Origin of the sequence: Deinococcus radiophilus (assembly GCF_020889625.1) — a bacterium.
In the GTDB taxonomy this organism is placed as follows: domain Bacteria; phylum Deinococcota; class Deinococci; order Deinococcales; family Deinococcaceae; genus Deinococcus; species Deinococcus radiophilus.
This window is the reverse complement of record NZ_CP086380.1, coordinates 1,737,080-1,756,136: the sequence shown is the minus strand read 5'-3', so window position 1 is coordinate 1,756,136 and position 19,057 is coordinate 1,737,080. Positions and strand designations below refer to the sequence as shown.

Below are 19,057 nucleotides of genomic sequence, written 5' to 3'. Positions count from 1 at the left end.
GATGTCCTTCCATGTGAGCGCAAACGGTACTTTGCCCTCTGGCATGCTCACCAGGGACTATCCTCCTACAAGATTGCAGGCATGGGTATCCTGACTGCTACCCGCGTACGTCGTGTCATTACCCTTTACCGCGAAGGTGGCCTAGATGCGCTCAAAGAGCGCATCCACCCTGGAAGCAAGAGTCAGATTACGCCTGAGATTGGCGAAGATTTGAAACGGCTGATTGCTCAAGATGACCGAGTGTGGACCGCCAAGACAGTGGGTGAATATCTCGTCCAAGAACATGGCATACACCTCAAACACACGGCTATTACGGACCAGCTCCATAAGCTGGGACTGACTTGGCAGCGTACCCGCTACGTCGTTGCTGGACAAGCTGACCCAGAGGAAAAAGCCAGGTTCAAGGAAAACCTTGAAGTGGTAAAAAGGGGGCCAAGTTCGGCCTCCTGAAACTTCTTTTCCTCGACGAAGCCGCTATTTGGTTGACTCAACCCAATACCTATAGCTGGCGACCTATTCAGCAGCCCCTCCGTGTACCCACGAGTAAAGCTCGTGGTATCCGTGCCCGATTGAACTTAATGGGAGTTGTGGAATATGGGTCTGGAACAGTGTTTTACCGAGAGATAGAGGGAAATACTACAGGTCAGGCCGTTGTGGATTTCATCGAGGTTCTTGCTGCTGATGCGAATCCAGAATGTCCTACGGTTGTCCTTGTGGACCGAGCAAGTGTGCACACTTGCTCGGCAGTGAACCAGCAACGGAAGAGGTGGCAGGACCTCGGTCTCATCATCGCCCATCTCCCCGCCTACAGCCCTGAACTCAATGATATGGAGCCCCAGTGGCGACACCTGAAATATCAAGAGTTGCCAGAACGCCACTACCAGAACAAAACAGATTTGCGAAGGGCAGTTGGTGGAGCCAACTGGGGAATTGCAATATGATGCAATCTACACCTGGAAGCTACTTAATGCTAGACATGCTGCCGAGTGCTGCTGAGGCTCGTGCTGCATCTACGGAAAGCTGAGCTTGGTTGGGTTCATTCATGAAATGCTCCTGTGCCGCAATGCGGCTGAATGGGTACGAAGGAAAAAGTCCCCAGCACGAGGGCTGAGGACTTGGCGGATAACGCGGCTAATCTTTGATTCCAGTCTACAAAGGTTGTCAAGCCCCCCCATTCTCATGATTGAGCCGCTGGCTTGGGTGGGGTTTCAGCCAGGTCAAGCAGGGCGTCCCAGAGGTCGTAGTCACCTTCAAGGAAGGCGATATCGGCAGCGTAAGCAGGGGACCACCAGGTGTTGAGGGGTTGCTCAACGTTGATGACGTCAATGCCACGCTGAGCACGACCTAGGATGCAGTGCTTCTCGACCCAGCGCGGAAGACCGGCTTTGGGCTTCAGGTGGGCATGGAGGCTGGCGGCGGTAACGAAAGGCTGACCCTGATGGAGCCAGCAATGGACAGAGGGAGGAAGGTTATTCATCTCACTCTGGTTTTGTTCATGCTTGCGGTGGGAGTAGGGGGGCAGTCCTACAACCTTGCCGTCACCACGTTGCGGGGTGCGGAGCTTAGACATGGGGGGAGTGGGGGGGGCTATCTACCAGCGGACTCGGCTGTTCTGGCAGGGCATGTTCCTCAAAAAGCAGCGGGGCTCATTCTTTACTTTGGCGGTAACCAGCGTTTTGAGCAGCGTCTGGTGTGCTGAAGCAGTCTTCTGGTGTGGTCTTAGCGTAGTATTTGCCGCTGGGTACATGGAAGATCATGCTGTCCGCGTTTCCCTTGATGGGGAACTCGGGGGGGCAGCTTTTCCCCTGGGGTGCAGCGCGGGTTCCTGCGGGTGGAGCCGACACGCATTCGGGATCTTCCTGGTCGGTCTTTCCGTCGTAATCGTTGTCGAAGGCGTCCTGGCAGGCGTAGCCGGATTCGGTGCCTTCCGGTCTGGGATTGATGGTCAGGTAGGTCTCGGGAATACTGCTCCACATCTCCTCAAAGCCAGCGTTGTACTGCTCTGCGAAGGCAGGTACATCCCGCAGGAACAGCGTGTTCTCGTCGTTGCGGTACTGTCCCGCCGAAGTCCAGTTCATGGAGCCGATGATGAGGTGCTTCCCGTCGATGCTGGCAGCCTTCGCATGCATCTTTCCGCCCCAGTTCTCGACCTTGACTTGTGCGCCCGCTGAGCGCAGCAGTTCATGCTTGGTGTACTCGTTCTGTGCAGCGGTGGCGTCCATGATGATGCGCACCTTGACACCCCTGTCCAGGGCTCCAAGCAGCGCGCCAGCCACGTCTTTGCTGGTCAGGTAGAAGATGGTGATGTTGATCTCCCGTTGCGCCTCATCCAGCCACGTCACCACCTGATTCATCGCGCTGTCCTGAGGAGAGAACAGGACTTGAGCGGTCCCGCCTGCTGGCAGCTGCACGATTCGTCTGCTCGACACCTGCTTCTCGCGGTGAGCCTTCCCGTTATAAAGCTGCTCAAACTCTGTGGTGTATGCCTCAGCCAGTTCTGGCAACTTGCCCTGGAAGACAACATTGGCGTTGTACCCTCCCACGTCGCTGTCACTAATGTTGGCGGAGCCTGTCCAGACGGTGTGACCATCCATCACGAAGAACTTGTTGTGCATGATGTCGCCCTCAAAGCCGATGGGTTCGGCAGACGCCTGTCCCAGCTCGTAGCGCACCCCGCCCACGGTTTGCTGGAAGCAGGAGAGCGGTCCCTCGTGGTCCGCTGGGCGCTCACACTTGGTTGAGCCGCTACTCTCCTCGCGCTTACCGGCTGTGCGCTGGTCGGTGGCTTGATCGGTGCGGATATTTTTCAGCGCTTGCATCAGCGCGGGCGTATCACTGTAATAGTTCTTGCCGTGGATGTCGGCGTCCACCACGCCACGTACCCGAACGCCACGCGCCTGCGCCTGCACCAGAGCGTCCAGAACCTCCTTCTGACCACGTAGCCCGTAGATGGCGAAGTCGATGCTGCTCTGCGAAGCGTTGATCGCTTCTACGAGTGAGCGGCACATCGGCTGGTCACAGTGGAGGTTGGGGGTGCTGGTCGCGAGTGGCGTATGGACGAAGATCTGCACCTGGGGTACTAAGGAAGCGCTGGCAGTCTGCGGAAGGTAGCCTTTGAGCAGCAGAAAGCCGGACATAAACAGCAGGACCGTCAGCAGGGCAGGGAACAGCGGTTTCACGTTCTTCAAGGTAGCGAGAGGCGGAGGCGGCTGCATCCAATTCAGCTTGGGCATCTTCAAGTGCCGTCCAGTCGTTCCTGAAATCTGCGTACCGGTCACGCTTGCCCAGGTAAACCTCGCTGGGAAGGTGCTGGCTGGAGAGGAAATAGATATCCGGCTCGCGCTCATCTGGGTAGAGAGCGACCAGCGCCACGTACTCGCAGTCTGCGGCATAGTCCTTGTGGTAGCTGTAGCGCCCGTGGAAGCTCTGCCGGGTTTCGTGCAGGCAGAAGCGCCAAGTGCCCTTGGCGTGCTGCATGCTGGTCTTCACATCGATTCGCTGACCTGCGATGTACAGGTCGTAGCTGTCTCCTGAACGCCTGCGCCACTGTGTGGTCAGACCGCGCCTACGAGCTTCGGCTTCAAGCAGCCGTTCCCCTAAGGCACCTGTCTGAGCAGGCGGGTAGTTGGTCGCCAGCCCCAACCGTTTGCGTTGACGTTTGACGGTGGCGAGGCTGACGCCCGCTGCACTGGCAATCTGGTGGTCCAGTGCGCCACGGGCATGAGCATCTGTGATGGCTTGAATCTGGGTTTCGGTGATGGACATACTTCCTCCAGACGCGCTCACAGCGAGGGCTGTATCTGGAAGGGGAGAGGTTACGGGTGTGTTGCGGTAGGGCTGTTGCGCCGAACAAGAGCACCCCAGCCGTTTGAGACTGGGGTGTGGGGCAGGTTGATTTGCTGGACGTTCTGGATGTTAGAGGGGCGCGTCTTCTGTATCTCCAGTAGAGCATGCCGCTGTGGGCAATCTGAGTTCGGTAGCTCAATTTTGAACGGAACTGCGCGTCATGCCTCTGAGCCACCACTCCAGACTTCGTGAGGTGATGCGGTCAAGAGCATGATGGTCTCCTGTGGCAGCTTGCTGAAGGTCGAGCAGCAGTTGCTGGAGATATGTCTGCTCCAGGTGCAGCGGGAAATCGGGAAATGGGTAGGACCGCAGTATCCCTTCGGTGGCGCTGGCAGGCAGATGGAGAAAATCAAGCGGTGCAGAACCCACCCGCGCATGGCTCCAGTCCCAGATGCCCAGAAGCTCGTCCTCCTCGTCCAGGATCAGGCGGTCTGGGGTCAGCTTGCCGTGAAGATTGACGACTGGCTCAGCGGATAGCTCGCTCCTGAGCATCTCCAGGATGTTGCCCAACAGGGTGGCTGTTTCGGCAGAGAGAACACCATCTTTACGCAGCGTGACCAGGACAGAGCCAGGCTCAGGCAGCCGCCGTTCTGGAGAGGCGAAGATGGCATCAGCCTGATGAAGCTTCTGCAGGTATGCTCCGACCTGCTCCCAGACTTCATCAGGTTCTTCGGCGGTGCCGTAACGCCAGATCCCACTAGGATTATCGACTGGAGCTTGCAGACTGGTGGTCAGGGGTGAGGCTTCACCGCCCTCATAGAACTCCAGCAGGATAGGTACACTCAGGTCCAGCTGCGCAAGTTTAGGCAGCAGGTCTGCTTCTCGCCTCAGTCGTTTGGCGGCAGTGGACTCAGGTTGCGCGTAACGCAGCATGAAGTCTTCGCCTCTTAGCAGCCCTGGCTCTTCCGTGGGAGCGTTTTGAATCCATTCCACGGCAGCGTAAATGTTCGGTCGGTTCATAGGCGGTCTCCTGGTGAGTAGCGCAGGTGAGCCGCCCGCAGGTCGTCATCCAGGAAGGTCACGTAGCGACGGGTCATATCGAGGCTGCTGTGCCCCAGAATCTGCTGCAGGGTGAACACGTCGCCCCCGTTGCGTAGGAACTCCACCGCGAAGCCACGGCGAAAGGCGTGCGGGGCGCACTCGGCACGCTCACGTCCGACCAGCCGGGTCAGCTTGTGGAGGCGGATGGTCATGCCACTTTTGGTCAAGGGTCGCCCCATGCGGTTTACGAAGACCGCCTGGATGCGGTCATGCAGTGGCTTGCGTTCGCGCCGTAGGTATACCTTGAGGGCAAGCATGCTGTTGGCTCCGATAGGTACGAAGCGTTCCTTATCACCCTTGCCAGTCACGCGCAGTAACCCCTTTTCCAGAAGCAGGTCGTCCAGTTGCAGGTTCGCCACCTCCTGAATGCGCAGTCCGGTATCAAACATCAGCATCAGCAGCGCAGTGTCGCGCTTGGGCTGGTCCAGCTGGCTGCTGACTTTGACGAGTTCTTTGACCTGTTGGGGTGTGACGGTAGGCAGCCGCCTGCGGGCAACACTTGGCATCTCCAGCCGTTTGACCGGGTTGTGGTCCAGCAGGTCTTCACGCTCTGCCCAGTTGAATAGCGCTCTGAGGGCACGTGCATGAGCATGGACACCTCCAGGAGCGAGACCGCTTTCCTCAAGGTGACGCAGGAAGAGCCGCAGGTGACGGATGGTGAGCTGCTCAGCCTGCTCGGGTAGCTGGTGCTCTTTCACGAAACGGCTGAAGACGCGCTGGGTGGTGCGGTAGAAAACGATGGTCTTCTCACTGCGCCGCCTTGCCCGCAGGTGCAGGTAGAAGTCCTGCCAGAGTTCGTCAGTGGTCATCTTGGACCTCCTTCTGACGACATCTTCGTAACCCCTGGAGAGCATCCGACCAAGTGAGTTTCGCTCAAACTCATTCTCTGGGAGAAAATAAAAGAACCCCGTCCTAGACGGGGCTTCTCTTTTCTGGCTCGGCAGGTTGGGGTCGAACCAACGACCGTCCGATTAACAGTCGGATGCTCTGCCACTGAGCTACTGCCGAATATGTACACCTTTTCAGGCGCGAAAAGAAGAGTAACATAGCCCCCGCATCCTTGCAAGCCCTCTGCTAGAGCAAACAAGTCCGCTCTCACATCACCTTCATGCGGCCAGGCGGCCAAGCCGTCATGATGACGGGGATGCAATGGCACAAGCTCACTGGTAGTGCAGCGCTGACCCTGACCCTGCTGGGTGGCCCAGCGGCTCAGGCGCTGACTTTGCAGCAGATCAGGGGCGACCTGACCACCTACACGGTGGCCACGGTGGACCTGCGCCGCGATGACTTGCGGCTTCACTGGATCAACCCGACCACGGGGCAGCCTTACCTGACCTTCGCACAATTGCGTGAGCGTCTGCGCAAGGAAGGCGACCGGGCGCTGTTCTTGACCAACAGCGGGATTTACGCGCCTGGCTACCGTCCCTTGGGGCTGCATGTTGAAGGGGGCGAGGAATTGATCCCGCCTAACTTTGCCCGGACGGGTGGCAACTTCGCGCTGCTTCCCAACGGAGTGTTCTGGGTCAAGGGTGACCAAGCAGGCATAAGTGAAACGGCAGAATATGTGTCCCAGAAGCTGCAGCCGGATTACGCCACACAGTCGGGGCCGCTGCTGCTGCGCCGGGGCAACATCCATCCGTCGTTTAACAAGGGCAGCTCGTCCTTCAAGGTTCGCAGTGGGGTGGGCGTATGCAGTGACGGGCGGGTACGGTTTGCGGTGAGTAATGCGCCTGTGAACTTCTATGCCTTTGCTGTGTTTTACCGCGATACCCTGCACTGCCCTGACGCCCTGTATCTGGACGGCAGCATCAGCGCTTACGCCGTGCCAGCAACCAATACCCAGCTGGCCAACTTTGCCGGAATCTGGAGTGTGACTCAGCCGCTGCCGCAGGCCAGTCCGTAGGCGGGGTATCCTGCGGCATGACCGACAACCCCAAAGGTGAGCTGATTGCCCGGCTGAGTGCTGAAGGCCGTCCGCCCGAATTCCGGGTTGAGGAAAGTGGGCCGCCCCACGCCCCTTCGTTTCAGGCTCAGGTCTGGAGCGGCGGTGAGGTTCTGGGACATGGGCGAGGCAGCAGCAAGCGCGAGGCTGAGCGGCTGGCTGCTGAGGAGGCGCTGGGTCGCCAGTCCCCTGACACGGGCATTGGAGCAGTGATGCCCGCCTCGTGGCCGATCTATCCCGGTGTGCTGGCCGAAGCCTTGGCGGTGGCTGACGAACGCGCTGCTCTGGACGCCCCACTCCCCCAGGTGGCCGCTGACGCTGCGGGCCTATACCGCGAACTCCTGGCACAGCTCGGCCATCAGCCCGGTTCCGAGCCTGAGAAGCAGTGAAGGGAGCCGACGCTGAGGACCGTGCCGCCCGCTATCTGAGCTCTCTGGGCCGTGAAGTGGTGGCGCGCAACTACCGGATTCCTGGCGGCGAGATTGACCTGATTACCCGCGATGGGGACACCCTGATCTTTACGGAAGTGCGTCACCGCCGTCAGGCTCACTACGGCAGTGCGGCTGAAAGTGTCACCCCACGTAAGCTGGCGTTGATGCACCGTGCGGCCCTGACCTATCTGACGCGTGAGCTGGGCCGTGACGACCTGCCCTGCCGCCTGGAAGTGCTCACGATTGATGGCCATGTTGAAGGCGGCCAACTGCAACTGATTCCCTTGGAGGGGTAGTTGCTAGCGCTGGTAGTTTGCTATGAAGGCTTGCAGCAATCCCAATCCTTGCGCGTGGCTGTGGGGGTCCACCCATTCGTCCTCACGGTGCGCATGGCCGCCCCGGTACACCCCCAGCGACAGCGTGGGCAGGCCGTAGGGAGCCGCCGCATTCGCGTCGGTGGAACTGGCCGCTTCGCGTAGGGTGACGCCCACTCGCTGAGCGGCAGCGTGGGCCAGGGGCAGCAATTCACGGGTGTTCAGGAGGCCGCCGGGACGGTCCCCGACCCGTTCCAGGTCCAGCCGCACGCCCACCCGGCGGGCCGCGCCGTGCAGAGTTGCCACCGCCTGATGGTCCAGTTCCTGCAGTTCCTGGCTGCCCAATGAGCGCAGGTCCAGCAGCAGTGATGCCTGCGCCGCAATCGAGTTGACCGAGCTGCCGCCTGAAACGACACCCACATTCAGGGTGGTGCGTGGCTGGGTGGGCCGGGGCAGGGCGTACAGGTCACGCACTGCTTCTCCCAGAGCATGCACGGCGCTGGGAACAGCTTCGCCCCAGGAGTGGCCCCCCCCCCCATGAAAAGTGGCCTGATAACGCCGTACCCCCACGGCCTGCGTGACCACCGATCCCAGATAACCGTCTACTGCTACAAAGGCCCCCAGCTCACGGGCATGTTCGGCCAGTAGATATTTGGCCCCACGCAGATCACCCAGACCTTCCTCGCCCACATTCGCAGCCACCCAGAGTGGGGCACGTAGGGTGCGGTGGTCCAGGTCACGCAGCAGCGCCGTCAGCACGGCCAGACTGGACGAATTGTCGCCCAGGCCAGGGCCAGACCAGCGCTCTACTTGCTGCTGGACGCGCACATCGGTCTGGGCTGGGAAGACGGTGTCCAGGTGTGAGGCCAGCATCAGTGGTCCACGCCCACTTGCCCCGGCGCTGGGAGGATCAATCTTGACCAGCACGTTGCCCACCGCGTCCGTCTGAGGGTGATACCCCAGGTCGCGCCATAGTTGCGTGATCAGGCTGGCCCGTGCGCCTTCTGCAAAGGTCGGGGCCGGGGTCTGTGCGATCCGGACGAGAAACTCAAGCGGCATGTTCTGCCGAGTGTACCCCGCGCACGCTGAATTCCAGCAAAAACCCCCGTGCCTATGCGGGTACGGGAGTCAGATCAGGTGGCTGGGCTGGCTTGAGCGGGCTTACTTGTTACGCAGGACTGAAGAACCGATCACGGCAGCTAGACCCACCAGACCGGCTTTAGCCAGCGGGCTGCTCAGCGCTCCACCTTCATCAAAAGCGGCTTCCAGCGGGCTCTTGCCGTTCTGATCCGGGGCCTGGGCCGTCTTGGTGTAGGCGTCGATCAGGTCGCGGTCGTCGTCAGTGTCCACTTTCTGCACGGGGTTGCTGGGGCTGCGGACAATGGCGTCGCCCATCTGGCGGCGGTCGTCTTTGCTCAGGCCGCCCATGTACTCGCGCATGACACTTTCGCGCTCCTCAGGGGAGGCGCTTTGCAGGTAGTCGCGCACATAAGCAGCAGCTTCCTGGCTGCTCACCACGCCGTCATGGTTGGTGTCACGGGGGTCGCCAGCGCCGCCCAGTGAAGCCATTTTCTCGTGAATCTCGCGTTGCAGGTCTTTGAACATCGTCATAATTGAAACCTCCTTGGGTGAATTACATTCAGGCTAGGTAGCCCCATGCTTGGCCATATGAGAATTCACCCCAGCCAGGTTCAAAAATGAAGGGTTACACCAGAGATCCGCAGGAATGCGTTATTTGCGCTGAACCCGGAACCGCCGCGCCATGCGTTCTTGGCGTATCGCTGCTTCTTGCAAGTCGGCAGTGTTGACCTCCTCAATGGTCACGAAGGCCTTGGGATAGACTTCCTCAATCAGCCGCAGCACCTTGGAAGACTGCTTGCGCGGAATCACGCTGAACAGGACCCGCACGTCGCCGTCACGCCCGGAACCGTTCAGGGCCGTAACGTAATATCCGGCACTGCGCAGGGCCGCTGCTACGTCCGGTGCATTGACCGGGACAAAGGCGCGCATGACCACCTTGCCCACCGCCAGCCACTGTTCGATCCAGGCGCCGACCAACGTACCGGCGGCGTAGCCCCCAGCGTAGGCCACGAACTGCACCGGGCTTTCGAGGTTGCCCAGCACCTGCGCTGCCGCCACCAGCCAGATCAGCGACTCGAAAAAACTGAGCACCGCCGCCAAGTTGCGCCGCCCACGCACGATCATGCCGATACGTAGCGTGCCTAGCGATACGTCTATGATCCGCAGGCTGAAAATCATCAGGGCGTTAAGGAGGAGGGCAGTCGAAAGCTCCATACGCCCCGCAGGCTAACGCGTGAGTGCTCACAGGGCTATATCCAGGGGAGGGGCATAGGGAGGACGGCAGCATCAGCGGTGTGTCAGGCCCAGCGTGGCATAGTAAGAGGCCATGACGGACCCGCGCCCCAACCGCCCGCAGAATCCGGCTCAGGGGACCACGCCGGACCTGACGGCCAACGTGACCACCCACGCCCAGAACCCCGCTGCGCGCAATCCGGCCAAGAGCGCGGTGCCGCAGACCATCCGCGACCTGATCTTCACGCTGATCATTCCGATTGCGATTCTCAGCCCCGACCTACTTGGCAGCGGCTTTTCGGCGGCAGATGATCTGTTTGGCGGAGACACGGCGGGCAATGTCCGCGCTTATCTCGCTGCTGCGCTGGTTCCGGTTGCCTACGTCGCCTGGGACCTGATCAAAAACCGCAATGTCAGCCCGGTGGCCCTGCTGGGCGGCGCTGGGGCACTGGTGGGTGGGGCGCTGGCTTTCTGGTACGTGGACGGCTTCTGGTACGCCATTAAAGACAGTGCGCGGTCCTATCTGCTGGGCCTGGCATTTTTGATCAGTGCGGGCACGCGCCTCCCGCTGTTCCGTATCTTTATGGACGCAGCCAGTCTGAGCGAAAGCCCCGAAAACCGCGCCCTGTCGCAGCGGGCGATGCATGATCCGGCCATTCACCGCGCCGTGGTTCATGGCACCATCGTCTTTGCGCTGGTGGACATTGTGAGCGGCATCATGAACTCGGTGGTGAACTACGGCCAGGTCGTCGCCAAATTTGGCACCGACGACTTCAACGCTCAGGTGGCGCACGTGAATGCCATCATGCGCGTGCCCAGCATGCTGATCAGTCTGGTGGGGGTAGGCTTGGCCTTCTGGCTGCTGCACCGTGCGGCCGTGGCCCGCTTCGGCCCCGGCGCCAGCCTGTTCGAGCCGTCCACGCTGGCCGGAAAAGTGGACGCTCCTGTTGCTGCGCCCCGGCAGGGCTGACGTTCCTTGCTGCGCCTGATGCTGCTGGGCCTGTTGGCTGGCATTTTCTTCAGCTCTACCTTTGTCCTCAATGAAATGATCAGTAGCCAGGGGGCCACTGGTTCTGGTCGGCCAGCCTGCGTTATGTCTTTATGTTGCTGCTGCTTTCGGGGCTGGTTGCCCTGCAAGGTGGTCTTGGCCGGCTGCGCGAGCTGTGGGCACTGTTCTGGCGGCAGCCGGGATTCTGGACCCTGGCGGGCAGCGTGGGCTTTAGGGCCTTTTACGCCTTAGTTTGTTTCAGCGCGGCCTATGCCAGTGGCTGGGTGGTGGCTGCCACTTTCCAGTTCACAGTGGTGGCCAGCCTGCTGGTGCTGGCGCTGTTTGGGCAGCGCTTTCCACGCCGGGTGATGCTCTACGCGGTTCTGGTCTTTGCGGGGGTGTGCCTGGTCAACTTCTCCGAGCTGCATGGACGGCCCAGCGTCGGCATCTCCGACCTGTTGCTGGGCGCAGTTCCGGCCCTGATCGCGGCCTTTTGCTACCCGCTGGGCAACCAGTTGGTGTGGCAGGCCAACCGGCCTCCGTCAGCCCAGGCCCCACGCTGGGCAGCGCGCCTGCCGCACCTGAACGATGGACTGCTGGGCATCGCCCTGGTGATGCTGGGGTTGTGGCTGTTTACCCGGCGTCTGGCCTGAGCGCTGCTGGCTGTTACCAGTCGCTCAGGTTCTTGGCCTTACGCTTCTGGTACGCTCCGGTCATCAGTTCGGCCACGTACTCACGCACGAACGGCATATCGCTGGCTTCGGCAGCAGCCACTTCGGCGGCGCGGTCATACGGCACCCGCACGAAGCAGGCCGCGTAACCCGGCTGGCTGAAGTCCAGCAGCAGATAAGAGGGCAGCACGCTATCCAGCGGATTACCCACCGAGCCGCAGTTCAGCATGGGGCGGCCTTCCACATCCAGCAGTAGGGTTTCGTGAATGTCTGCGAACACCAGCGCGTCGGCATAGTTCATCAGGCCCAGCTCCGGTTGGGGCGTGAAGTTGTCCAGCTGCTCGGACAGGCTGGAGTGGGGATACAGCTTGTGAAACACCCCCCGGCTACTGGCATGCACAAAGCGCCAGCACAGGCCGCCAAAGTCTTCCTCGATGCCGAACGGCAGGGTTTCGAGGTATTTGAGATCCGCTGGACGCAGCTTGGAGCGCGGCCAGAGGTCCTGTGGGCGGTGACTGGCTCCGGCGACGCGGGCGTCCCAGTTGCCCTGAATCACCCGGCTGGCGTACTCCTGAGTCCAGTCCACCACCGCCTGCGGGCGTGGCCCCTTACCGACCAGGTCCCCCAGCACCCAGATGTCACTGATTCCCCGCCGCTGAATATCTGCGTGAACCGCCAGCGTCGCCTCCAAGTTGGCGTGCAGGTCGGCGATCACGGCGAGGCGGGTCATGGCAGGCAGTGTAGAGCATTTGTCAAATTGTGCGCTGCAGCTTGGGACAATGGACAGGTCGCAAGGCCAGATGGTTGCTGCTTGAGCGATTCTTCATGGCGAAGCCAACGGCAGAAGGATTGAAAACATCTGTTGCCGTTGGCTTGCGCCGCGTCTTACTGCTCTGCGGCCAGCGCCCCGTACTTGCCTTTGAAATACAGCAGTGGGGCCTCGTCCGAGTATTCGGTGGAGGTGATCAGACCCAGGAAGAGGGTGTGGTCGCCGCCGTCCATCACTTGGTATTTGCGGCAGACCACCGAAGCCACCGTGCCGCCCAGCACCGGGAAGCCGGCCTGCTCACGCCAGGGCACGTCCTCCTCGGGGCCGGGGCGTCCGGCGAAATGGTTGCTGAGGTGGGCCTGACTCTGGGCCAGCAGATTCACGCTGAATTGCTCCACATCGTCCGCCAGCAGGATGTCGTGCATCCGGGCGCGGCGGTCCACCGAAATCAGGATCAGCGGTGGGTTCATGCTGACCGACACAAAGGCGCTGGCGGTCATGCCGTGTACGCTGCCGTCAGTGGTGCGGGCGGTGATCACGGTCACACCGCTGGCGAAGCGGCCCAGGGTGTAGCGGAAGTCCTCTGCGCCGATGCCCTCTGCGGGGGCGGGGTGGTTTGGCTGTGTCATGTGGCCCAGTGTAGCGGCAGATCGTCTAGGCCAGAGTCGCCGCCGGGCCGGGTTGTCCCGTTCTCCTGGCCCGGCGTTCTCCTGACCCGGCACTGAGGAGTATGCTGCGCATATCACCACACTGAATGCCCCAGGCGGGCATCCGGACTGGAGCGCTCAGGCAGCGTTTCAGGCGTCCGCTGCCTTCTTCCTGTGGCCTTCGGTGCCGTCCGGCGGCAACCAAGGGCTGCGCCACAGCAGCGCTGCCGGACCCCCGGAAAGGTTGAGTGATGCCTGCTATGCCAAACCGAGTTGTCAGTCTGGTCGGCCATAGCGGCGTGGGTAAAACCACGCTGACCGAAGCCCTGCTCCACCGCAGCGGCACCATACCCCGCATGGGCCGTGTGGAGGACGGCACGACCCAGAGCGATTACAGCGATGTAGAACACCAACACGGCTTTTCGGTGCGGACCACTGTGCTGCGCCTGAACCACGAAGGCGTGGCCATGACGCTGCTGGACACGCCAGGCTATTCGGACTTCGTGCGGGAGATTCGTGGGGGGATTCGTGCTGCCGACAGCGTGTTGGTCATGGTCGGGGCCGGGTCCAGTGTCGAGGTCGGCACCGAGCGGGTCTGGCGGATGGCCGACCTGTTCGGGATGCCGCGCATCGTGGCCGTCAACAAGATGGACCGCGAGCGCGCCCACTTTGCGGCGGCGCTGGCCGATCTGCGTGCCAGCTTGCCGGGTCCAGTGGCGGCGGCGTTCTGGCCGAGTGGCGAGGGAGAGGAGTTCCGGGAGCTGATCAACGTGCTGACGGTAGACCCGGGGTCGCTGAGCAGTGACCTGCGCCCTGCCGTGGCCGAGGCCCGCACTGCCCTGCTCGACACCATCGTCGAGCAGGATGACGCGCTGATGAACCGTTATCTGGAAGGCGAGGAAATCAGCGGCGAGGAGTTGTACCAGACCTTTCTGGCAGCGGTCCATGCGGGCCGCATCTACCCAGTGCTGCCGGTCAGCGCCGAAACCGGGGTGGGATTGGACGAACTGCTGCACCTGATGGTGGGAGGCCTGCGCTCGGCGCGGGAGCGGGGGCCACTGGAAGGTCTGGACGGTCAGACCCGCGACCCCAGCCCTGAAGCCCCGGTCAGCGCCCGCGTGTGGCGGGTCAGCGTAGATCCCTTTGTAGGCAAGGTGGCTTATCTGCGGGTCTGGAGCGGCATACTGAAGGCCGGGGACATCCTGCAAAACACCACCCGGGGCGAAGAAGTCCGGCTGGCCCACCTGTATATGCCGAGCGGTAGGGACCTGACCGAAGTCCCGGAGCTGCGGGCCGGAATGATCGGGGCCGTGACCAAGCTGGACGGTCTGCATACCGGCGACACGCTGGCTGACCCTCAGCACCCTATCGAATACGCCAGCCTGCCGCTGCCAGACCCGGTCTATATCCGCGCGCTGCACCCGCGTAGCCGCAGCGACGAGGACCGCCTGGGGGACGCGCTGGGCAAGTTGCTGGAAGAAGACCCCACCCTGTATTCCTCGCGTGAGGAGCAGACCGGCGAACTGTTGCTGGGCGGCATGGGCGAGATGCACCTGAATATTGCCGCCGAACGGTTGGCCGCGCTGAACGTGAATGTGGACCTGCGTGCGCCGCAGATTCCCTACCGCGAAACCATTCGCCGCCGCGCCCAGGCGCAGGGCAAGCACAAGAAGCAGTCTGGGGGCCACGGGCAGTACGGGGACTGCACGGTCCGTATTCAGCCGGGTGAAGGCTACCGCTTCAGCAGCGAAGTGGTAGGTGGCACCATTCCCAGCAAGTACCTACCTAGCATTGAGAAAGGCGTGCAGGACGCTCTGGGCCGCGGTAGCCTGGGGGGCTTCCCGGTGCAGGACGTTTATATCGCTGTGCTGGAAGGCAGCCATCACGAGGTGGACAGCTCGGACTTGGCCTTTCAACTGGCCGGAGCACTGGCGCTGAAAAATGCCCTGGAGGAAGCGGGGCCGGTGCTGCTGGAGCCGGTGCAGCTATTGCGGGTGCGGGTGCCCGCCAGCTTCACTGGCGACATCATGAGCGACTTGCAGGCGCGGCGTGGACGCGTGCAGGGCCTGGAACCCGAAGGCAGCGTGGTGGTGATCAGCGCCGCAGTGCCTCAGCGCGAAATGCAGGACTACAATGCGGCCCTGCGGAGCCTGACCGGAGACCGGGGCGGCTACTCACTACGCCACCACGGTTATCAGGAGTTGCCGGGCGCACTGGCCCAGCAAGTGCTTGAAGAACGCCGGAGACAATTGGCCGAAGCGTAGCGAACGCGGCTAGGATGGGGCATGACCCTGTTCTGGCCCGACCCCGCTGCCCTTGAGGCTGACTTGCTGACCCTGGCCGCCCTCGAATCGCCCTCGGGCGACGCGGCGGCCATTGGGCAGGTGATGGCGGTGCTGGAGGGCTGGGCGCGTGAATTGGGTGGCGAGACGCAAACCCTTTCCGGCGGCACCCGGCGCTTCGCTTTTGGGGTGGACGGCCAGGCCTCGCCTCTCCTGATCCTGGCCCACGCCGACACGGTCTGGCCGCAGGGCACGCTGGCGCAGATGCCACTGCGAAAGGATGCGGAGCGGCTGTATGGCCCCGGCGTCTACGACATGAAAGCCGGATTGGTGGGAGGCTTTCACGCGCTGCGGGCGCTTGGGGGAGAGTGGCCTGCCGGTGGTGTGGTGTTGCTGGTCACGCCAGATGAGGAGGTGGGTAGTCCGTCCAGCCGGGGGCACATTGAGGCCGAAGCCCACGCTGCTCGCGCCGCGCTGGTGCCGGAGCCGCCCGTGGGGGAGGGCAGCGCCGAACATGCCCACGCCCTCAAGACGGGACGCAAGGGCGTGATAGACGCTGCCGTGACCCTGACAGGCCGCGCGGCTCACGCAGGCAACGAGCCGGAGCGGGGCTCAAGCGCCGTCGCCGCCGCTGCCGAGCTGATCGGGCGCATTGAGGCGGTGGCCCGGCCTGAGCTGGGGACCACCGTGCTGGTCACACAGATCGCTGGCGGTACGGCCAGCAACGTGGTCCCCGCCGAGTGCCGTCTCACGCTGGATGTGCGGGTGTCGCAAGCGGGCGAGGACGAGCGGGTGCTGCGTGAGCTGGCAGCACTGACCCCAGCAGACTCGCGGGTGCAGGCCGACTGGCACCTGAGCGTGAACCGCCCACCTTTTCCCCGCAACGCTGAGACATTGGCGCTGTTCGCGCAGGCCCAGGCCGCCGCGCAGGAGTTGGGGTTCACACTCACCGAAACGTCGGTAGGGGGTGGCAGCGACGGCAACTTTACGGCCCCGCTGTGCCCCACGTTGGACGGGCTGGGCGCTCCCGGTGACGGAGCACACGCGGCCCATGAGCATATTCGCCTGGACCTCTGGACAGAGCGGGTGGCCCTGCTGACCGCCTTGCTGCGGCGGCTGTAACGGGTGCAAATATGCTGGGCGGCCGAGCATGCGTGACTCACTCTGTTCGCGGGAGCAATTCTGCCATCATAAAATCCATGACCACCCCTTCAACTCCCCAGGCCCCCACCCCCAAAGTCGGCGTGGTGATGGGCAGCCGCTCGGATTTCGAGACCATGCAGGGCGCACTGGACCTGCTGGCCCAGCTGAATATTCCTTACGAGGTGCGCGTGCTCTCGGCCCACCGCACGCCGCACCTCCTGACCAGTTACGCGGCCCGCGCCGAGCGACTGAACCTGAGCTGCATCATCGCCGGGGCAGGCGGCGCAGCCCACCTACCGGGGATGCTGGCGGCCTTTACTCGTGTGCCGGTGCTGGGCGTTCCAGTCCAGAGCCGGGCGCTGAGCGGCCAGGACAGCTTGCTGAGCATCGTGCAGATGCCTGCCGGGGTGCCGGTGGCGACTTTTGCCATCGGGCAGGCGGGGGCCAAGAATGCCGCCCTGTTCGCGGCGGCGTTGCTGGCGACCACCGACGACGCCGTGCGGGCTGCGCTGGACGAGTTCCGGGCTACGCAGACCCAGGCCGTGCTGGACGACCCCCACTTCGACGGCCACCCTCAGGCGGGCGCGCAATGAGCGACACTTTTTCTCCCCGGACCCTGGGCATTCTGGGCGGCGGTCAGCTGGCGCAGATGCTGGCGCTGGCCGCCATTCCGCTGGGGGTGCGGGTGGTGGCGCTGGAACCGGACCCCCAGGCCGGGGCGCGGCTGTGTGCCGAGCATCTGTGTGTCCCTTACACCGACCCGGCGGGTTTGGCCCGGCTGGCGAAATGCGACGCGGTGACACTGGAATTTGAAAATGTGCCGCTGGAAGCGCTGGACTTTCTCGAAGGCCGCGTGCCGGTGCGCCCTGGCCGGGGCCTGCTGGCCCATTCCAAGCACCGCGCCCGTGAAAAAGAAGGACTGCGGGCGGCGGGCGCGGGCACGGCGGATTTTGCGGTGATTGAGGCTGAAAGCGACCTGGCAGGCGCACTAGCGCAACTCGGCGGTCAAGGCATCCTCAAGACTTCCGAGCTGGGCTACGACGGTAAAGGCCAGCGCCGCGTCCAATCGGACGCCGAGCTGCGGGCCGCCTGGGACGACCTGGGCCGGGTGCCCTGCGTGCTGGAAGGGCTGGTCCCGTTTACCCGTGAGGTCAGCCTGGGGGTGGCCCGCACCGCGTCCGGCAACCTGGCCTTTGGGCCGCTGGTAGAAAATGTCCACCGTGACGGCATCCTGCGGACCTCGGTATATACCGGCGGCGACCAGCGGGCCGAGGCACAGGCCCGCGAGATTGCCCGCGCGGTGGCCGAGGCCTGGGGCCTGGAAGGGCTGATGACGCTTGAATTCTTCGAGCTGCCCGGCGGTGAACTGCTGGTGAATGAGGTGGCGCCCCGCGTCCACAACTCGGGCCACCTGACCCAGGACGGCGGCGGTGTCAGCCAGTTTGCGGCGCAGGTGCGGGCGGTGCTGGGCCTGCCGCTGCAAGGGTGGAAACCGCCCCTGCCTACCGCCATGGTGAATGTGGTGGGCGTAGACGGTCTAGACGGTCAAGCTCTGGAACCGGACTGGGGAGCTATCGACGCGCTGCCGGGTACCCAGATTCACCTGTACCACAAGGCCCACCGCCAAGGGCGCAAGCTGGGCCACGTCAACCTGACGGCCCCCGACGCCGAGACGCTGCGCTCACGGCTGGCCGAGCTGGAGCGGCTGATTCCTTAAATTCTCTGGCGTGCTGTAGCTGGATATACAGAGGCATCCCCTCACTTTCAGTTCGGTGGTGCGCCCCTAAACCATCCCGCCACCACGTCCGGCTGTTGGGGCGTCAGGTAGTACGTCTTGCCCTCATGTGTCAGCAGCAGCGCCTGCGCGGGGCGGTGGTCGGTCGCGGCGGCCTGCACCCGGCCTGAGGGATGGGCGTTGCTCGCAAAGGTTCCAGTGTGGTAGCCGGGGATGGACGAGCCGAACAGCCGCATCCCCAGTGCCTCACGGGTCACGCTGGCCTGCGTGTCATCTAGCGGAAAGCGGGTGTGACCCAGGCCGGTGTGGACCACCAGGGCGTCACCGTCCAGCCGGTAGCGTATGGCTGGTGGACGGAGCAGGAACCAGACAATAGGCAGCACCGGCAGGAGGATCAGCAGCGACAGTGGGTCAAGGCCCGCCCGCCGCGCCGGGTGAAAAGTCGCTGTACCGCCGCTCCGCCAGGCGCTCAGTAAGGCTTGGGGATCAGCGGGGGTCAGCAGCGTGGGCTGGGGCTGCGTGGCGAACAGCAGCGCGTCCGACCCGTGCGAGCCGTCGCTGTAGACATTCAGCGTGCCCTGATCGCTGCTGAAACGCCCCACCACGTAGCCGGCCATTTCGCTGCCGACCTTGCGGCCCGTCAGCGTGACTGGGCCTGACTGCACCGGCGTCCCCGCCTCAATCTGCACCGACGATCCCACCGAGCGGGCCACGATCTGACCATTCGCCACCTCGTAGCTCACGCCCTTGAGCAGCGGGCCAAACATGAGTACAGGCAGGGGCAGCAGGCTGAGCAGCGTCAGCGCCAGGAGCCAGGGCCACCAGCGCGGCGTGGTTTGCTGGGCGGGGGTCAGGGCCGTCAGGTCGCGTCTCATCTTATTTTGTTTACGCGCCCAGGCGGCCTGAGGTTCCGGCTGGATCACCGCCAAATGCAC

At 63.0% G+C, this 19,057-nt stretch carries 22 protein-coding genes and 1 tRNA gene; 11 read left to right on the top strand and 12 right to left on the bottom strand.

The window, feature by feature from the left end:
- Positions 1-81: 81 nt before the first annotated feature.
- Together LMT64_RS08860 and LMT64_RS14270 are read left to right on the top strand one after the other, a co-directional pair.
- Positions 82-450 (top strand): winged helix-turn-helix domain-containing protein, encoded by a 369-nt coding sequence (locus tag LMT64_RS08860; RefSeq protein WP_169310663.1) that lies wholly within the window; start codon positions 82-84, stop codon positions 448-450.
- Positions 447-941 carry a transposase gene (locus LMT64_RS14270; RefSeq protein WP_083801527.1) on the top strand — a complete coding sequence of 165 codons (495 nt, stop codon included), beginning with the start codon at positions 447-449 and terminating at the stop codon, positions 939-941. Before LMT64_RS08860 ends, LMT64_RS14270 begins: the two co-directional genes overlap by 4 nt.
- Positions 942-1,177: 236 nt before the next feature.
- On the opposite strand, the gene LMT64_RS08855 is transcribed toward LMT64_RS14270, so the two are convergent.
- The 6 genes from LMT64_RS08855 to LMT64_RS08830 all read right to left on the bottom strand — a co-directional run bounded on the left by LMT64_RS08855 (position 1,178) and on the right by LMT64_RS08830 (position 5,895).
- Positions 1,178-1,570 (bottom strand): hypothetical protein, encoded by a 393-nt coding sequence (locus LMT64_RS08855; protein ID WP_170165899.1) that lies wholly within the window; start codon positions 1,568-1,570, stop codon positions 1,178-1,180.
- A 76-nt stretch (positions 1,571-1,646) separates the two neighbouring features.
- Complete coding sequence (locus LMT64_RS08850) at positions 1,647-3,008, bottom strand: phospholipase D-like domain-containing protein (protein ID WP_229253171.1); 1,362 nt, start codon at positions 3,006-3,008, stop codon at positions 1,647-1,649.
- 7 nt (positions 3,009-3,015) lie between these two features.
- The gene (locus LMT64_RS08845) at positions 3,016-3,765 is read right to left on the bottom strand and encodes a hypothetical protein (protein WP_229253170.1); all 750 of its coding nucleotides are present in this window, start codon (positions 3,763-3,765) and stop codon (positions 3,016-3,018) included.
- Between the two features lie 216 nt (positions 3,766-3,981).
- Complete coding sequence (locus tag LMT64_RS08840) at positions 3,982-4,806, bottom strand: aminoglycoside phosphotransferase family protein (protein WP_126351007.1); 825 nt, start codon at positions 4,804-4,806, stop codon at positions 3,982-3,984.
- Positions 4,803-5,696 carry a tyrosine-type recombinase/integrase gene (locus LMT64_RS08835; protein WP_126351008.1) on the bottom strand — a complete coding sequence of 298 codons (894 nt, stop codon included), beginning with the start codon at positions 5,694-5,696 and terminating at the stop codon, positions 4,803-4,805. Before LMT64_RS08835 ends, LMT64_RS08840 begins: the two co-directional genes overlap by 4 nt.
- Positions 5,697-5,820: 124 nt before the next feature.
- Positions 5,821-5,895: transfer RNA gene (locus tag LMT64_RS08830), tRNA-Asn, on the bottom strand.
- A gap of 136 nt (positions 5,896-6,031) precedes the next feature.
- On the opposite strand from LMT64_RS08830, the gene LMT64_RS08825 reads away from it, so the two are divergent.
- From LMT64_RS08825 to LMT64_RS08815, 3 genes are read left to right on the top strand one after another with little or no spacing between them, the layout of a single operon-like run.
- Positions 6,032-6,790, top strand: a complete 759-nt coding sequence (locus tag LMT64_RS08825; protein ID WP_126351009.1) for a phosphodiester glycosidase family protein — start codon at positions 6,032-6,034, stop codon at positions 6,788-6,790.
- A gap of 17 nt (positions 6,791-6,807) precedes the next feature.
- Entirely contained in the window at positions 6,808-7,218 is a 411-nt protein-coding gene (locus LMT64_RS08820) for a putative dsRNA-binding protein (RefSeq protein WP_126351010.1), read from the top strand.
- The gene (locus LMT64_RS08815; protein WP_126351011.1) at positions 7,215-7,556 is read left to right on the top strand and encodes a YraN family protein; all 342 of its coding nucleotides are present in this window, start codon (positions 7,215-7,217) and stop codon (positions 7,554-7,556) included. Before LMT64_RS08820 ends, LMT64_RS08815 begins: the two co-directional genes overlap by 4 nt.
- Positions 7,557-7,559: 3 nt before the next feature.
- Here LMT64_RS08815 and LMT64_RS08810 read toward each other — a convergent pair whose 3' ends face one another.
- The 3 genes from LMT64_RS08810 to LMT64_RS08800 all read right to left on the bottom strand — a co-directional run bounded on the left by LMT64_RS08810 (position 7,560) and on the right by LMT64_RS08800 (position 9,869).
- The gene (locus LMT64_RS08810) at positions 7,560-8,633 is read right to left on the bottom strand and encodes a M20/M25/M40 family metallo-hydrolase (RefSeq protein WP_126351012.1); all 1,074 of its coding nucleotides are present in this window, start codon (positions 8,631-8,633) and stop codon (positions 7,560-7,562) included.
- 102 nt (positions 8,634-8,735) lie between these two features.
- On the bottom strand, positions 8,736-9,179 hold the full coding sequence (locus LMT64_RS08805) for a hypothetical protein (RefSeq protein WP_126351129.1): 444 nt from the start codon (positions 9,177-9,179) through the stop codon (positions 8,736-8,738).
- A gap of 126 nt (positions 9,180-9,305) precedes the next feature.
- Positions 9,306-9,869, bottom strand: a complete 564-nt coding sequence (locus tag LMT64_RS08800; RefSeq protein ID WP_126351013.1) for a DUF2179 domain-containing protein — start codon at positions 9,867-9,869, stop codon at positions 9,306-9,308.
- Between the two features lie 112 nt (positions 9,870-9,981).
- Here LMT64_RS08800 and LMT64_RS08795 point away from each other — a divergent pair, with 112 nt between their 5' ends.
- The gene (locus LMT64_RS08795; protein WP_229253169.1) at positions 9,982-10,857 is read left to right on the top strand and encodes a VC0807 family protein; all 876 of its coding nucleotides are present in this window, start codon (positions 9,982-9,984) and stop codon (positions 10,855-10,857) included.
- Between the two features lie 131 nt (positions 10,858-10,988).
- Positions 10,989-11,528 carry a multidrug resistance efflux transporter family protein gene (locus LMT64_RS08790; protein ID WP_229253168.1) on the top strand — a complete coding sequence of 180 codons (540 nt, stop codon included), beginning with the start codon at positions 10,989-10,991 and terminating at the stop codon, positions 11,526-11,528.
- A 13-nt stretch (positions 11,529-11,541) separates the two neighbouring features.
- Here the strand turns inward: LMT64_RS08790 and LMT64_RS08785 are convergent, their stop codons facing one another.
- A complete protein-coding gene (locus tag LMT64_RS08785; RefSeq protein ID WP_126351014.1) occupies positions 11,542-12,276 on the bottom strand; it encodes a metallophosphoesterase family protein in 735 nt (244 codons plus the stop codon).
- Between the two features lie 155 nt (positions 12,277-12,431).
- Entirely contained in the window at positions 12,432-12,944 is a 513-nt protein-coding gene (locus tag LMT64_RS08780; protein WP_126351015.1) for a flavin reductase family protein, read from the bottom strand.
- Positions 12,945-13,222: 278 nt separating this feature from the next.
- On the opposite strand from LMT64_RS08780, the gene LMT64_RS08775 reads away from it, so the two are divergent.
- The 4 genes from LMT64_RS08775 (at position 13,223) to purK (ending at position 18,104) form a co-directional block, all read left to right on the top strand.
- Positions 13,223-15,226 (top strand): elongation factor G, encoded by a 2,004-nt coding sequence (locus LMT64_RS08775; protein ID WP_229253167.1) that lies wholly within the window; start codon positions 13,223-13,225, stop codon positions 15,224-15,226.
- A gap of 21 nt (positions 15,227-15,247) precedes the next feature.
- Positions 15,248-16,366: a M20/M25/M40 family metallo-hydrolase gene (locus LMT64_RS08770; RefSeq protein WP_126351017.1), complete on the top strand. Its 1,119-nt coding sequence runs from the start codon at positions 15,248-15,250 to the stop codon at positions 16,364-16,366.
- A 77-nt stretch (positions 16,367-16,443) separates the two neighbouring features.
- On the top strand, positions 16,444-16,980 hold the full coding sequence (purE, locus tag LMT64_RS08765; protein ID WP_126351018.1) for a 5-(carboxyamino)imidazole ribonucleotide mutase: 537 nt from the start codon (positions 16,444-16,446) through the stop codon (positions 16,978-16,980).
- The gene (purK, locus tag LMT64_RS08760; protein ID WP_126351019.1) at positions 16,977-18,104 is read left to right on the top strand and encodes a 5-(carboxyamino)imidazole ribonucleotide synthase; all 1,128 of its coding nucleotides are present in this window, start codon (positions 16,977-16,979) and stop codon (positions 18,102-18,104) included. The genes purE and purK overlap by 4 nt, the downstream gene beginning before the upstream one ends.
- 47 nt (positions 18,105-18,151) lie before the next feature.
- Here purK and LMT64_RS08755 read toward each other — a convergent pair whose 3' ends face one another.
- The gene (locus LMT64_RS08755; RefSeq protein WP_126351020.1) at positions 18,152-18,997 is read right to left on the bottom strand and encodes a PH domain-containing protein; all 846 of its coding nucleotides are present in this window, start codon (positions 18,995-18,997) and stop codon (positions 18,152-18,154) included.
- Positions 18,998-19,057: the final 60 nt, after the last annotated feature.